At 69.5% G+C, this 14,922-nt stretch carries 10 protein-coding genes and 1 pseudogene; 2 read left to right on the top strand and 9 right to left on the bottom strand.

The features are described 5' to 3' along the window. Positions 1-88: 88 nt before the first annotated feature. The 8 genes and pseudogenes from P0Y41_RS09435 to P0Y41_RS09470 all read right to left on the bottom strand — a co-directional run bounded on the left by P0Y41_RS09435 (position 89) and on the right by P0Y41_RS09470 (position 10,452). Positions 89-1,023, bottom strand: a pseudogene (locus tag P0Y41_RS09435) (ketopantoate reductase family protein). A 69-nt stretch (positions 1,024-1,092) separates the two neighbouring features. Further along, on the bottom strand, positions 1,093-1,401 hold the full coding sequence (locus tag P0Y41_RS09440; protein WP_284061105.1) for a DUF7130 family rubredoxin-like protein: 309 nt from the start codon (positions 1,399-1,401) through the stop codon (positions 1,093-1,095). A gap of 159 nt (positions 1,402-1,560) precedes the next feature. After that, entirely contained in the window at positions 1,561-1,968 is a 408-nt protein-coding gene (locus P0Y41_RS09445; protein ID WP_284061106.1) for a DUF4440 domain-containing protein, read from the bottom strand. Between the two features lie 64 nt (positions 1,969-2,032). After that, complete coding sequence (locus P0Y41_RS09450; protein WP_284061107.1) at positions 2,033-5,584, bottom strand: DNA polymerase II large subunit; 3,552 nt, start codon at positions 5,582-5,584, stop codon at positions 2,033-2,035. 195 nt (positions 5,585-5,779) lie between these two features. After that, on the bottom strand, positions 5,780-6,199 hold the full coding sequence (locus P0Y41_RS09455; protein WP_284061108.1) for a PPC domain-containing DNA-binding protein: 420 nt from the start codon (positions 6,197-6,199) through the stop codon (positions 5,780-5,782). Between the two features lie 220 nt (positions 6,200-6,419). Beyond that, the gene (locus P0Y41_RS09460) at positions 6,420-7,718 is read right to left on the bottom strand and encodes an O-acetylhomoserine aminocarboxypropyltransferase/cysteine synthase family protein (protein WP_284061109.1); all 1,299 of its coding nucleotides are present in this window, start codon (positions 7,716-7,718) and stop codon (positions 6,420-6,422) included. A gap of 101 nt (positions 7,719-7,819) precedes the next feature. Continuing rightward, complete coding sequence (gene metX / locus P0Y41_RS09465; RefSeq protein WP_284061110.1) at positions 7,820-9,124, bottom strand: homoserine O-acetyltransferase MetX; 1,305 nt, start codon at positions 9,122-9,124, stop codon at positions 7,820-7,822. Then, positions 9,121-10,452 carry an O-acetylhomoserine aminocarboxypropyltransferase/cysteine synthase family protein gene (locus P0Y41_RS09470; RefSeq protein WP_284061111.1) on the bottom strand — a complete coding sequence of 444 codons (1,332 nt, stop codon included), beginning with the start codon at positions 10,450-10,452 and terminating at the stop codon, positions 9,121-9,123. Before P0Y41_RS09470 ends, metX begins: the two co-directional genes overlap by 4 nt. A gap of 113 nt (positions 10,453-10,565) precedes the next feature. On the opposite strand from P0Y41_RS09470, the gene P0Y41_RS09475 reads away from it, so the two are divergent. Both P0Y41_RS09475 and P0Y41_RS09480 read left to right on the top strand, forming a co-directional pair. Next, the gene (locus P0Y41_RS09475) at positions 10,566-11,522 is read left to right on the top strand and encodes an ABC transporter ATP-binding protein (RefSeq protein ID WP_284061112.1); all 957 of its coding nucleotides are present in this window, start codon (positions 10,566-10,568) and stop codon (positions 11,520-11,522) included. Further along, the gene (locus P0Y41_RS09480; RefSeq protein WP_284061113.1) at positions 11,519-12,367 is read left to right on the top strand and encodes an ABC transporter permease; all 849 of its coding nucleotides are present in this window, start codon (positions 11,519-11,521) and stop codon (positions 12,365-12,367) included. The genes P0Y41_RS09475 and P0Y41_RS09480 overlap by 4 nt, the downstream gene beginning before the upstream one ends. Before the next feature lie 254 nt (positions 12,368-12,621). On the opposite strand, the gene ligA is transcribed toward P0Y41_RS09480, so the two are convergent. Beyond that, positions 12,622-14,787, bottom strand: a complete 2,166-nt coding sequence (gene ligA / locus P0Y41_RS09485; RefSeq protein WP_284061114.1) for an NAD-dependent DNA ligase LigA — start codon at positions 14,785-14,787, stop codon at positions 12,622-12,624. Positions 14,788-14,922: the final 135 nt, after the last annotated feature.

A 14,922-nucleotide genomic window follows, 5' to 3' on the forward strand; every position in this document is an offset into this window, starting at 1 on the left:
GCCGATCGGAAAGATGCTCTCCGCTCTCTGATCTTTCGATTCGCTCCTCCACTCACCATCGATTCATTCTGCCATTCTCACCGTCGACTCACTCTTCGCTCTGCTCTCGCTTTCGCTCCCGCGTCCCCAGGAGCTCCGCCATCGTTCGGTTCGTCGGCGTGTCGACGCCGCGGTCGGCGCCGCGGCCGACGACGGCGCCGTTGATCGCGTCGACCTCGGTGCGGCCGCCTCCGAGCACATCCACCAGCATCGACGAGCGGTTGGCCGCGGTCTCCGCGACGACGGTGTCGACCGCGTCGACCGCCGCTCCCTCCGCGAGGTCGACTCCTCGGCGCGGGCGACGCGGGCCGTTTCGCGGGCGGCGCGATGAGCGACCGCTCGGCCCGGGCCGTCGGCGAGCGCGCCGTTGGGAACGCGCGCGAGCGCCGTCACGGCGTTGATGCCGGCGTTGACGGCGAGCTTCTCCCAGCGTCGGCGCGGCATCGCCGGGTCGGCGGTGCAGTCGAGGCCGGCCTCGCGGAACGCGGCGGCGACGCGCTCAGCGCGGTCGCTCGCGGCGTCACTCTCGTCGCTGTCGCGCCGGGTGCCCGCGAATTCGCCGACGTGGATCCGCCCGGCGCCGGTGCAGCGCACCTCGCCCGGGCCGACGAGTTCGGCGCCGTAGGTGGCCGAGCCGGCGAGGACGCGGTCGCCGAGTGCCTCCGCGAGCGTCTCCTCGGTGAGGCCGTTCGACAGCGAGCAGACCACCTCGGGGTCGCCGGCCGCGAGCGCGCTTCCGGCCGCCTCTGCATCGTACGCCTTCACCGTGACGAGCGCGAGATCGCAGGTCAGGTCCGCGGGCGTCGGATCGGTCGTCGCTCGCGGCTGGGTGTGTGCATCGAGCTCGCCGACGACGCGCAGGCCCTCCCCGGCGACGCGGCGGGCGTGCGGGTCGCGGGCGACGAGTGTGACGTGGTGCTCGCGCGCGAGCAGGCCGCCGACGAGACTGCCCAGCGCGCCGGCGCCGAACACGACGATGTCCATGGCAGCGGCTGGTCACGCGACGAAAAGAGCGGTTCGGTCGAGCGACCGTCGGTCTGCCCGCCGTCGGAGTCAGTCCTCGGCCCAGTAGTACAGCTCCTCGCGCGGGGCGTCGCAACTCGGGCAGTTCGCCGGGAGGTCGTCGGCGATCTGGCCCATCTCGCCGCACTCCCAACAGCGCCACATCACGAACGCCTTGCCGAAGATGTCTCGGGCCTCGTCGAGGTCCACGGCGCCGGCTCCCTCGGCCGCGAGGACGTAGAAGCCGGCGTCGTCGACGCCGCGCACCGTCCCGAGTTCGTTCCCCTCGGCGTCGTACACCGACTGTCCCGCGGAGATATCGGTCAGCCTCGTCTCCTCGCCACGCTGTTCGGTCGCCATGGGGGAACGTACGCGACGGGACCTGTTAAACAATCTCACAGGATCGATGGCGACATCATTTCCACGTTGTTGCGCGATATCTCCCGGTTTCGTCCGAACGAACGCCACTGCCCAAACCGAGTGCACGCGAAGCTTATCGGAGAAGCCGTCGGCTTCCCGCTACCGCTCGATCCACGTCTCGTGGAGGTCGAGCCACAGCAGGCCGCCGGGAGCGTCGGCGGCCTCCCGCAGCAGCGCCGTGCTGATCCGGCCGGTCGTCCCCCGAGCGGTCTCCTGCCACTCCTCGTAGCGGACCGTCGCGCGGTCGGCCGCGCCGTGGACCACCTCGACGTTCCGGATCTCGATGTCGAATGTCCCGGGGTCGTTCCGGCCGTGTGCGCCCCGGATCGAGTCGAGGACGGCCGCGCGGTCGGCGCGGTCGCCGTCGGGCGTGACCAGTTCGAACTCCGGAGCGAGCGCGCGTTCGACGGCGTCGAAGTCGTCGGGGTCGGTCGCGCCGGTGAACCACGCGACGAAGCGGTCGTGCAGGCGTTCGATCTCGGCGCGGCAGGCGTCCTCCGAGAGCATGGATGGCTCCTGTAGCCGACCGGTCAAAGGCGTATCGCGCTGGCGCCGCGCCGCCGAGCCGGGATCACATGAAGTCCGCGATGGATCCTTGCTTGTTCTTGTCATTCTCGAACACGGACTCCAGCGAGCGCTCGAGGATCTCCAGCCGCTGGATGGTGTACTCGCGGCAGCCGAACTCCTTGGCGACCCGCAGCGCCACGTCCATGTACTTGTTCACGGAGCCGCGGTGGACGGTGAGCGTCATGTCGCCGCCGCACTCGCGGCAGTCGCCCGTCAGCGGCATCCGGCGGTACTTCTCACCGCAGCCGAGACACCGCGTCTCCTGGCGGGAGAACGCCCGGAGGTTCCCGATGAGGTCCGGCAGGAAGTGGTACTCGATGACGCGCTCGGCCACGTCCGTCTCGTCGACGGCGCGGAGCTTTCGCGCGAGCGCGAGCTGGGCATCCATCTTGTCCATCATCGACCCGAGCGTCTTGTACGCCGAGAGATCGGGGCCGAGCGCGATGTCGGTCGTGTCGTGGGTGTGGTCGAAGCCGCGGTACTCGTCGTCGGTGCCCAGCGTGTCCTCGCCGAGTTGGATCAGCTCCTCGACCTCGTCCGGGTCGGCCATGTCGAGCGTGGCCTCGTAGAACTCCCGGGGGTACTGCCGGACGATGTCCATGTTGTGCGCCTCGTCGTCGATCTCCGAGGGGTCGATCCGCGAGGACATCACGAGGGGGGCGTCCATCTGTCCGCCGCGCTGGTCGGGGAGGAACGCCTTGCTGAAGTTCAGCAGGCCGTCCATGAGGAGCATGACGCAATCCTCGTCGCCATCGCAGTTCCGGCGTTTTGCGGCGTGAAAGTACGGATGCGCGTAGCCAACCGCCGCGCTCGTGAACCCGACCACGCGCCCGACGACCGCGGCGCTGGTGTGGGGCGCCATCCCGAACACCAACTCGCCCACGAGGTCGTCGCGCTCGTTCACCTCGTAGAACGGCTCCAGCCCGTAGAAGTCGGTGAGGAGTTCGTCGACGAAGTCGGCCGTCTTCATCATGTGTTCGGCGGCGCCGTCCGAGAGGACGATGTCCTGCACCTTCAGCTCGACCAGCTGGTCGTCGTGAACGAGCTGCTCGCCGTCGATGTCGGTCTCGTAGCCGAGCTCCCGGAAGTGGTCGGCCGTCACGTCCAACTCCTCGGGCCGGACCGACGTGACCGGGAGGTCGGTCATGTCGTAGCGGACCGTGCCGTCCTTGAACGACGTGACGCCGTGTTTCGCCCGGAAGATGCCCTTCTCGATGGGTTCGGGCGTCTTGTCCGACGACGACAGCCCCTTAACCCCTTTGAGGATCTCGAAGCTGGCCTCGCGTTCGTCGGTCGCCTCCAGCGCCGACCAGTACTCGTCGTTGAGGTCGATCGTGTGCCAGTCGGGACTCTCGACGTCCCACTCGCAGCGCGGGCACTCGACGCGCCCGGACTCGTCGGGCTCACAGACCGTGCCGCACTCTTCGCACTCGTAGTAGGGTTCGGTGTGGGCGCCGCAGTCGGGACACTGCGGCTTGAACGTGTGCTCGTCGCAGTCGGGGCACTCGCGCTCGCCGACGAGCACGTCGTACACGCCCTTCCCCTGCTCGGTACGGTCGCGGGCGGCCTCTCCGATCGAACGCTGATTCCCGCCGTGGTCTTTGATCGGGAAGAGCGTGTGGACCGCCGGCGAGAGGTCGCGGCTCTCGGACTTCTCCGGACGGCCCATCCGGTTTCCGATCCGGGTCGGGGCGCGCTCGCGCACCTCGAAGTCTGCGACCTCGTTGACCGCGCGGACGGCGTTGTCGCCGTCGTCCCACCGCTCGGCCTCCGCCGAGAGGTCGTCCGGCGTCCACTCGCGTCGGAGGCCGTCCGTCACCCCGAGTTGCCGGAGGAGCGGTCGGAAATCGGGGACGCGAAGCGCGTCCTCGGTCTGGGTGTGTTCGACGAGCAGGCGCTCGAGTGCGCGGCGGACGGTGTCGCCGTTTTCGACGACGAGGAGGTCGCCCGTCACCTCGCCGTCGGCTGCGGCGGCCGCGAGCGCGTCGTACTCGTCGACGGAGATGTCGTGCCAGCAGTAGGTGTAGGCGGGATGCAGCGGCGCGTCGTACTCCTCGACCCACGCGAGCGCCTGCTCGGCGTCGGGCTCGTCCAGATCCGTGGTGAGGTCGTCCTCGAGCGCCTGCAAGTCGGCGCCGGCGGCTGCGAGATCTTGTTCCCACCACTCGCGGACGTAGGAAGCCGGGACCAGCGGGTGGTTGTTCTCGACGAACTCACCGAAGTTGACGAGATACTCGCCCAAGTCGATCACCTCCTCGACGCCGTTTTGCACCTCCTTGGCCTCCGCCGGGTCGTCGATGCGGCGCACGTCGCCGTTCGCCAGCCGGACCGTCGGTCCGTCGATGGAATCGACGGGGATGACGCCCCCGGCTTTCCCGGGTCGCTCCGTTTTGATCTGCGTGCCGGTCGCGAGGAAGTCGTCGACGATGTGCATCGTCGCCGGGTGGACGCCCGCCGTCGCGAAGCCGTGGTTGCGCGCGCGGCCGTAGCGCAGGCGGAAGCCTCCCGACTCCGAGGGGTGACCGAACACCGGGCGGCCGGCGATCAGATCGCGCAGGAACTTCTGTGAGGGGTCGGGTCGGGTGGGTCCGACCGGTTCCTCCGTCTCCGGACCGGCGTTCACGTCTCCGTCCTCGCTCTCATCCGCGTCGGCTTCGGCGTCCACGTCGTCGGCTTCGGCGTCCTCCGCTTGCGCCGCCTCGGCGCCCTCCGTGTCGTAGTACGTGCCGTCGATGAGGTCCTGGAGCCACGGCCAGTCGACCTCGTCGAGCTGCCGGGTGTAGCGCTGGATCTTGGGGGCCTTGAGCGCGATTCCCTCCGCGAGCACGAGACACATCCCGCCGCGGGCGTTGTTGGTGTCCACGCGGTCCAAGTCCCGGAACCCGGAGACCTCCTCGTCGCCGGTGGCCTCCCCGTCGAGCATGATCGGCATGTGCTCGGCGATGAACTTCGTCTCCGTGTCTTTCGGCGTGTACTGGAGGCCGGTCTCCTTGTCGTAGAGGCCGATCTCCTCGGCGTAGCGTTCGACCTCGTCGTCGCGTGCGTTGTACTCCTCGATGCCCAACAGGGCGCGGGCGTAGTCGCCAACCAGCACCGACAGCGCCTGCGCGGTGCCGCCCGCAGAGCGGATCGGCCCGGCGTAGTAGACGTTGATGAACTCCGTGCCGTCGTCATTCTCCAGGATCTCGACGCGGTCGATCCCCTCGATGGGCGCCGCTACGACGCCCTCGGTGAGCAGAGCCACCGCGGTCCGCACGGCGCCTTCGATCTTGCCCGCCCGAGAGTCGAAGTCGCCGACCGTTCCCTCGACGAAGTCGGTGACGAGCTCCAAGGCGGCCTCCTCGCGCGAGTACTCCTCTTCCAACTCGCGGACGCGCTCGGCGACGCCGGGGATCCCGAGGATGTTCTCGACGCGGTCGGCCATGTCGCGGGCGACGGGGATCTCGATCTCCGTCTCGGGGTCTTTCCCCTGTGCCTTCGCGGCCTCGGCGCGCTCGAACGCCTCGTCCAGCCTGTCCTCGATCCGTGTGAAGTAGCGTTCGTCGTCCGGTCTCATCGTGTCGCCTCCGCGGTCGCGGCGATCGTCGGTGACGACCCCGGATCCGGCGTCACGGCGGCGGCGAACGCGTCGCCTCGGCTCGCGTGTCGGGGTCGTCGGTGCACGTCACCTTCCTGTGCGGGGACGGGTGATAAGCAATTCGTCGTCGCCGGAGCGCGGCGGCGACTCGCCGCCGCGACGCGGCGCTGTCGGCTACAGCCAGAGATCCAGGTCCGTCACTTCGTCGTGCTCGCGCTCCAGCGGCTCCTCGAACGCCCGGAGGTACACCTCGCCTGCGAAGACGGTGCCGGCGTTCAGGTGCCCCGCGAGCGACTGCCCGCTGCGCCGCGACAGCACCGCGTGAGTGTGGGCGAACCGTTCGCCGTCCAGCCACGCGACGTTGCCCACGCACGCGGCGACCTCCAGCGGTTCGTCGAACGCCACTGACTGGTACTCCTGGTCGGCTTGGTCGTAGAACCACACTTCGGCGTCCTGCACGGCGCCCATGGCGTTGAACCACGCCGCGTCAGCCTCGACCTCGTCTGCGAGCGATTCGATCTCCTCGCGCCAGTCGGCGCCGTTGTCCAGGCTCGCCATGTACTCGCCGGCGACCTCGACCTCGCGGTAGTTCATACGCGAGTCGTCTCGCGACCGCCAGTAAAACGTTGCCGCCGCGGCAGCCGCGTCGGTTCCCGGGCGGCCGAGGATTCAAGGCGGAAGGCGGAACCAGCCCCCTCGATGCGACGCTGAGAACCGCCGTCGGCGGCGCCGCGGGCGTGCGGCCCGACCGTCGACGTCGACCCGGGCCGGACCCGGGTTACTGGGCCGCCTGTCAGCCATTCCGGATCCGCAGCTACCGCGTCGCCGCGTCGATCGCCTGGTCGAGGTCGGCGACGATGTCCTCGGGGTTCTCGACACCGACCGACAGCCGGACCATGTCGCCGGTGACGCCCGCGGCCAACTGCTCCTCCTCGGTGAGCTGCTGGTGGGTCGTGCTCCCCGGGTGGATCACGAGCGTCTTCGCGTCGCCGACGTTCGCGACAAGCGACGCGAGTTCCGTGTTCTCGACGGTGTCGCGGGCGGCGTCGTAGCCCCCGGCGAGGCCGAAGGCGATCATCCCGCCGTAGCCGCCGTCGAGGTACTCGGAGGCCTCGGCGTGCGTCTCGTGGTCCGGCAGCCCCGGGTACGTCACCCAGTCGACCGCGGGGTGGTCTGCGAGGTGCTCGGCGACGTGTTGGGCGTTCGCGCAGTGTCGTTCCATCCGCATCGGGAGCGACTCCAGCTTCTGCATCGTCGCCCAGGCGTCGAACGGCGACTGCGCGCTGCCGAGGTCCCGCTGACCGCGGGCGATGGCGCCGTACGTGAGCGCCGCGTCGCCGAAGCGCTCGGCGAAGTTGACGCCGTGGTAGGCGGGGTTCTCCGCGCCCAACTCCGGGAAGCGATCGGCGTGTTCGCCCCACGGGAACGAGCCACCGTCGACGAGGACGCCGCCGATGGTGGAGCCCGAGCCGTGGATCCATTTAGTCGTCGACTCCCACACGAGGTCCGCGCCGTGTTCGACCGGCCGGCAGAGGTACGGCGTCGCGAACGTGTTGTCGACGAACAGCGGCGTGTCGTGCTCGTGGGCGATGTCGGCGATCCGCTCGATGTCGGGCGTCACGAGCGCGGGGTTGCCGATGGTCTCCAGGTGAACGAACGCGGTGTCCTCGTCGATGGCCTCCGCGTAGGCGTCGTAGTCGAGCGTGTCGACGAAGCGCGTTTCAACCCCTCGTCGCTCCACCGTGTGCGTGAGGTAGGTGTACGTCCCCCCGTACAGCGACGACGAGGACACGATGTTGTCGCCGGCGGACGCGAGCAGGAAGGTAGCCAGATCGAATGACGCCATCCCAGAGCTCGTCGGTACCGCGCCGACGCCGCCCTCAAGCGACGCGAGCCGGTCGCCGAGCTGCGCGACCGTCGGGTTGAGCAGGCGGCTGTAGATGTATCCTTCCTCCTCCAGCGCGAACAGCCGCGCCGCGTGGTCGGCGTCGTCGAACACGTAGGAGGTCGTCTGGTGGATCGGTGGCGCGCGCGCGCCGGTCGTCGGATCGGGATCTGCGCCCTCGTGGACGCTTCGCGTCCAGAAGCCGTAGTCGGTGTCGTTGTCGGGCATCCCGTGGACCATCGGAACCAAGCGGTATAACGACTCAGACCGTCCGGAGTTTCGCCGCCGTCGCTGACGAGTTCGAACGAGCTCCGATCGACGCCCGGCGCTCAGCCCGGAAAGAGGCTCGCGTGGACCGGCGCACGGTCCGGACCGCCCGAGTGGATCCCCGAGCCGTCGGGGTCGTCGTCTTCGCCCTCATCGCGGATGGCACGTCCGTCGACGCCGTCGCGGAGGAAGTCGCGAAGCGGCGGGCCCACCGACTCGGGCTCGACCAGGAACGCGTCGTGACCGTGGTCCGAGTCGACGACGTGGTGTGCCGTCGGCACGTCCACGTCGCCGGCGGCGTCCGCGAGCGCGCGCGACTGTTCGACGGTGAAGTGCCAGTCGCCGGTGAACGACAGCGCGAGGAGTTCGCCTTCAAACGCTGCCAGCGCCTCCGCGTCGGAGCCGTAGCCGGCGGCGAGGTCGTACTCGTCCATCGCCCGCGTCAGGTAGAGGTAGCTGTTGGCGTCGAACCGGGTGGTGAAAGAATCGGCGTTATAATCGAGGTACGATTCCACCTCACGGTACGGGAAGAACCGCCCGGTTGGGTCGGCGGGCGCGTCGTCGAAGGCGCCGCGTCCGGCGGCACGTCGGCCGAACTTGCGCCCCATCGAGGCCTTCGAGAGGTACATCACGTGACCGAGTCGTCTCGCCTGCGCGAGCCCGTCGTCGGGATTCGGCCGGTCGGCGCCGTAGTAGTCGCCGCCGTTCCAGTCCGGGTCGGTGGTGATGGCGCGCCGGGCGATGGCGTCGAGCGAGAGACATTGCGTGTCCAGCCGCCCCGCGGTCGCGACGGCGGCGACGCGCCGGACGTCGTCCGGGTAGCGCTTCGCCCAGTCGAGGGCGTTCATCCCGCCGACGCTCCCGCCGACCACGGCGTGCAGGCGGCCGACGCCGAGGCGATCCAACAGCCGGCGCTGTGCCCGCGTCCAGTCGCCGACGGTCACCGGCGGGAACTCGGTGCCCCAGGGTCCGTCGTCCGGCCCCTCGGTGGGCGGCCCCGAGGAGCCGTAGCAGGAGCCGGGGACGTTCACGCAGACGACGTAGTACTCGGTGGTGTCGATGGCCTTGCCGGGGCCGACCACGTCGTCCCACCACGCACGGGCCTGCCCGGCCGTCTGGACGCCGGTGGTCGCGGCGCCGTCGACGGCGTTGTCCTCGTCGCCCGTGTCGTCGTTCTCGCCGGTCACCGGCTCGTGGTCCTCACTCCTGGGGGCGTTCGAAACGTGTTGGCTTCCGGTGAGGGCGTGACAGACGAGCACCGCGTTATCGCCGTCGAACTCGCCGTACGCCTCGTACGCGAGTCGGAGGTCGTCGACGGACTCGCCGCACTCAAACCGGAACTCACCGACCGACTCCATCGCGGTCATCGCGTCGCCTCCGCGATGGCGGAGTCGAGGTCCGCCACGATGTCGTCCGGATCCTCGATGCCGACAGACAGGCGCAGGAGGTCCGGACTGACGCCCGCTGCACGCTGTTCCGCCTCAGCGAGCTGTGCGTGCGTGGTGCTTGCGGGATGGATGATCAGCGAGCGCGCGTCGCCGATGTTCGCGAGGAACGAGACCAACTCCACCTCCTCGCAGACGCGCTTGCCGGCCGTGAAGCCGCCTTCAAGTCCGAACACGACCATGCCGCCGAAGCCGTCGAGGTACCGGGCGGCCTCGTCGTGAGTCGGGTGCGCCTCGAATCCCGGATAGGTGACCCACGCCACGTCAGGGTGATCGTCGAGGTGTTCGGCGACGATGCGGGCGTTCTCGCAGTGTTTCTCCATCCGGATCGGCAGGGTCGAGAGCCCCTGAAGGGTCTGCCAGGCGTCGAACGGCGATTGGGTGTTGCCGAGCGTGCGGACCCCGCGGTGGCGCGCGACCTGCGCGAACGCCCGCTCGCCGAACCGCTCGGCGAAGTCGACATCGAAGGCGGGATTCTCGCCCGCGACCTCGGGGTAGTCCGCGTCCGGGTGATCCCACGGGAAGGTGCCGCCGTCGACGAGGACGCCGCCGACGGTGGTACCGGCGCCGTGGACCCACTTCGTCGTCGAGTTCCAGACGATGTCGGCACCGTGCTCGATGGGGTTGCACAGCGCCGGCGTGCCGAAGGTGTTGTCGACGACGAGCGGGACCGCGTGGTCGTGGGCGATCTCGGCGATCCGCTCGAGGTCCGGCGTGACGAGCGACGGATTCGCCAGCGTCTCGACGTGGACGAACGCGGTGTCTTCGTCGACGGCGGCTGCGTACGCGTCGGCGTCGGTGGTCTCGACGGTCCGAAGGTCGACGCCGCGGCGCGAGGCCATGTGCGCGAGGTAGGTGCTCGTCCCCCCGTACATGTCCGCGCTGGCGACGACGGTGTCGCCGGCGCGTGCGAGCAGACTCGTCGCGGTGTCGATGGCCGCCATCCCGGACGCGGTGGCGACGGCGTCGACGCCGCCTTCCAGGTCCGCGAGACGCCGCTCCAGTACCCGGGTCGTTGGATTGGAGATGCGGGTGTAGACGTCGCCCTCGCGGTCGAGCGCGTACAGATCGGCGGCGGTGTCGGCGTCGGGGAACGCGTAGGAGGTCGTCTGGTAAATCGGGGGCGCTCGTGCGCCAGTTGCGGGGTCGCCGTCCCACCCGGAGTGGAGCGCACGGGTACGCGCCCCGCGCCCGGCCGACCCGTCTCCGTCGGCCGACCGCGGCGCGCCGGCATCGACGTCGTCAGTCATGTACTCCAAGCATATTCACACACACGGATATGCGCGCGAGTTACGGCAACGTCTGCCGGTCGACGGATAGACTCCCAAAGCCTAAAGCGGAAACCGGGGGAAGCGGGCGGTACATGGCCGCCATCGAGTTGGAGGGCGTCACGAAGCGGTACGGCGACGTAACGGCCGTCCGCGACCTCGACCTCACCGTCGAGGAGGGCGAAGTGTTCGGCTTCCTCGGCCCCAACGGGGCGGGCAAGTCGACGACGATCAACATGCTGCTCGATTTCGTGCGTCCCACGAGCGGGAGCGTTCGGGTGCTCTCTCGCGACGCGCAGGCGGAGTCCGTGGAGGTTCGCCGGCACACCGGCGTCCTCCCGGAGGGGTACGACGTGTACGAGCGGCTCACCGGTCGCCAGCACGTCGACTTCGCGATGCGCTCGAAGGAGATCGACGGCGACGTGGACGCGGTTCTCGAACGCGTCGGCATCGCCGACGCGGCGGACCGCCGCGCCGGAGGGTACTCCAAGGGGATGCGCCAGCGCCTCGTCCTCGGCATGGCGCTCGTCGGCGACCCGGACATCCTGATCCTCGACGAACCGTCCTCTGGACTGGACCCCGCAGGCGCCAAAGAGATGCGCGAGATCGTCCGTGCGGAGGCCGAGCGGGGGACGACGGTGTTTTTCTCCAGCCACGTGCTCGGGCAAGTCGAATCCGTCTGCGACCGCGTCGGCATCATGCGCGAGGGGGAACTCGTCGCCGAGGACTCCATCGAGGGGCTGCGCGAGGCCGTCGGCGGCGAGGAACAGCTCGTCGTCACCGTCGACGCCGCCAGCGAGGAAGACGTCGAAGCCGTCCGTGCGCTGGCGGGCGTCTCCTCGGCCGCGACCGACGGCGGCACCGTCACCGTCTCCTGTGAGAGCGACGCGAAGACACAGGTGATCGGGGCGTTAGAGGACGCCGGCGTCACGGTGAAAGACTTCTCGACGCAGGAGGCGAGTCTGGAGGACCTCTTCCTCACGTACGCGGGAGACAGCGATCATCCGAAGACCGTCGACGGCGACGCCGCGAACACGGAGGTGGCCGAATGAGTCTGGAAGCGGTCGCGCGCAAGGACTTCCAGGACGCCGTCCGATCGCGGTGGCTCCTGGGACTGACGGCGTTTTTCGTCCTGCTCGTCTCGGTGGTCGTCTACCTCGTCCGGCCGGGAGCGGGCCAGACGCTCTCGACGAGCGCGCTTCTCGGCTCGATCTTCATCCGGGACGCCCTCGTCACGACGCTCATCCCCCTCATCGCGCTGGTCGTCTCGTACAACGCGGTCGTCGGCGAGCGCGAGACGGGGTCGTTGAAGCTGCTGCTCGCGCTGCCGCACTCGCGGGCGGACGTGGTGTTTGGGAAGGTCGCCGGCCGCGCCGGGGCCATCGCGGTCCCCGTCTCGATCGGCTTCCTGCTGCCGGCGCTGGTGGCCGCGATCGGGCCGCTGTCGCTGCAGGTCGGGACGTTCTTCGGCTACATCCTGCTGACGCTGCTGCTGTCGGCGGCGTTCGTCGCCATCGCGGTCGGCTTCTCGGCGGCGGTGTCGTCGAATCGCCTCGCGATCGGCGGCGCGGTCGGACTGTACTTCTTGTTCGTCCCGCTGTGGGGGGCGATCCAGTTCCCGCTGCGGCTCTACCTCGGCACGGGCGGCCCCGGTTGGCTGCCGATCGCGGGGTCGGAGCTGCTGCGGCTGCTACGGCTGATCAATCCCACGGGCTCGTTCAAGATCGTCTCCGGCGAGTTCGTGAGCAGCACCCTGTTCGCCGCCGGGCAGGCCGGCACCGAGGCGGCCGGGCAGTACGCGACACAGATGGAGATCGCGGCGTTCGCGATGCTGGGCGCGTGGCTGCTGGTGCCGCCGCTGCTGGGGCTGTGGCGGTTCGAAGGCGCGGATCTGTAGACTCTCCTCGACCGTAGATCCGCTCTCGCTGTTCTTGACGTTCTCGTCGTTGTTGTCACTCTCGTCGCTCTCGCGGTCTTGGCATCGGCCAAGTGACCGCGCTGTCGCCCGCGAACCTGCCAGCGTTCCCGACTCGCGCGGCTCGCTGCGCTCTTCGCGCACTCCGTTCGCCGTCCGGTATCGCGGTCTCCCGCTGGTCGACCGCACACCGCTCGCGTGACCGGCGGTCGGCCGGCACGCGCAACCGCAGATAGTCAGCCCTCCTCGTCGGGCGGCCACTCGATCCCGTGATCCGCGAGCAACTCGGCGAACTCCCCCTCGTCCAGTTCGGGCACGTCGTTCGCCTCGGCGTCCTCGCGCTTGCTCGTCCCCGGCGAGTCGCCGGCGACGAGGTAATCGGTGTTGCCCGAGACCGACGAGGTCGCGTTCGCGCCGTGCGTCTCCACGAGCCCTTGCGCGAGGCTGCGGGCGGTCGACAGCGAGCCCGTGAACACGAACGTGAGCCCCTCGAGCGCGTCGCCCGTCTCGGTGTCGTCGGACTGCGGGTTGACGTGGTCGAGCAGGTCGTCGATGACGCGGGCGTTCTGCTCGGTCTCGAAGAAGTCGCGCACGGTGCGCGCGACCGTCTCGCCGATGTCGTCGACCTCCACCAACTCCGCCTCGCCGGCGCGCCTGACGGCCTCGAAGGTCCCGAAGTGACGCGCGAGGTTCCGGGCCGTCGCGGCGCCGATCTCGTGGATGCCCAGCGCGGCGAGGAAGTCCGCCAGTTCCGGCTCGGTGCTGGCCTCGATCTCGCGGATCAGGTTGTCCGCGCTCGTCTCGCCCCACCCCTCTAGGGCCGCGAGGTCCTCGCGACGGTCGGGCAGCCGGTACAGATCGGGGAGCGTCTCGACCAGTCCAGCCTCGCGCAGTTGCTCGACCGACTCCTCGCCGAGTCCTTCGATGTCGAGGCCGCCGCGGCTGGCGTAGTGAACGACCGCGCGCTCGGCCTGCGCGGGGCACGCGAGGCCGTTCGGACAGAAGGCGAGCGGTCCGTCCCGCTCCACGTCGCTGCCGCAGGCGGGACACTGCTCGGGGAACTCGTAGGAACGGTCGGTGTGAGACTCAACGACTTCCGCGACCTGCGGGATCACGTCGCCGGCGCGCTTCACGCGCACCTCGTCGCCGACGTTCACGCCCAGCGACGCGATCTCCTCGGGGTTGTGCAGCGTCGCACGCGACACCGTCACCCCGCCCACGTCGACCGGATCGAGCAGGGCGACGGGAGTCAGGCGGCCGGTCCGGCCGACCTGCACGACGACGTCTTCCACCGTCGTCACCTCGTGGCGCGCGGGGAACTTGTACGCGAACGCCCAGCGGTAGCTCCGCGATTTCGTCCCGAGTTCCTCGCGGTCGGTGCGATCGTTCACCTTGATCACGACGCCGTCGATCTCGTAGTTCAGGCCCTCGCGCTCCTCGGCGAGGCGGTCGCGGTAGTCGATCGCCGCCTCGATGTCCGCGGCGAGTTCGTCCCGGTCGTTCACGTGCAGGCCGAACGAGCGCAGGGCATCCAGTTCCCCGAGGTGGTCGTCCGGGCGCGAGCGCACGCCCGGATCGCCGGCGTCGGCATCGCCCGAGTCACCCTCCTCCCACCCGAGCACGTCGTAGAAGAAGCAGTCGAGCGGGCGTTCGGCGACGGCGTCGATGTCGAGCTGTCGGAGGGTCCCCGCGGCCGCGTTGCGGGGATTCGCGAACGGCTCTTTCCCCGTCTCGATGCGCTCGCGGTTGTGCGCTTGAAATGCGTCTCGGGGGATGAATACCTCCCCGCGGACCGCCAGCGTCTCAGGAGGGTCACCCGCCAGGCGCTCGGGCACCGAGCGGATCGTCCGCACCTGTTCGGTCACGTCGTCGCCGACGCGGCCGTCGCCCCGGGTTGCGGCCTGCACGTACCGGCCGTCCTCGTACACCACCTCGACGGACAGCCCGTCGAACTTCGGCTCGCAGGAGTACCCGAGGTCGGCGTCGGCGCCCAGATCTCGGCGAACGCGCTCGTCGAACTCGCGTACGTCCGCGGCCTCGCCCGACTGGTCGATGGAGAGCATCGGCGCGGCGTGTTCGACCTCGCCGAGTTCGTCGAGTGTGCCGCCGGCGACGCGCCGCGTGGGGGTATCCGCCACGGCCAGATCGAAAGCCTCCTCCAACTCCGCCAGTCGCGCGAACAGCGCGTCGTACGTGCGGTCGGCGATCAGCGGGTCGCTGCGGGCGTAGTACCGGTGATCGTGTTCGCGGACTGCCGCCCGAAGCAGGGTCGCCTCCGCGGCGGCCGCCTCGGCGTCGAGGTCGTCGGGGGCGACGAAGTCCGTGTCCGGATTGGTCAGGTATGGGTTGTCCGGGTCGGCGTAGCGGAGGTCGTCGGCGTCGACCTCGGCTGGCGTGCTCATTAGCGGCGGTTAGGACGCGGCTCGCGTGAATCCATCGGACGAGCCACGACCGGCGGCGATCCCCGTTGTCGTCACGTCTCGCGGCCGTTTCGTTATCAGTGGAAATATTTTGCCACGTAGGCTTTTGTGACGATC

Origin of the sequence: Halobaculum halobium (assembly GCF_030127145.1) — an archaeon.
Taxonomy (GTDB): Archaea; Halobacteriota; Halobacteria; order Halobacteriales; family Haloferacaceae; genus Halobaculum; species Halobaculum halobium.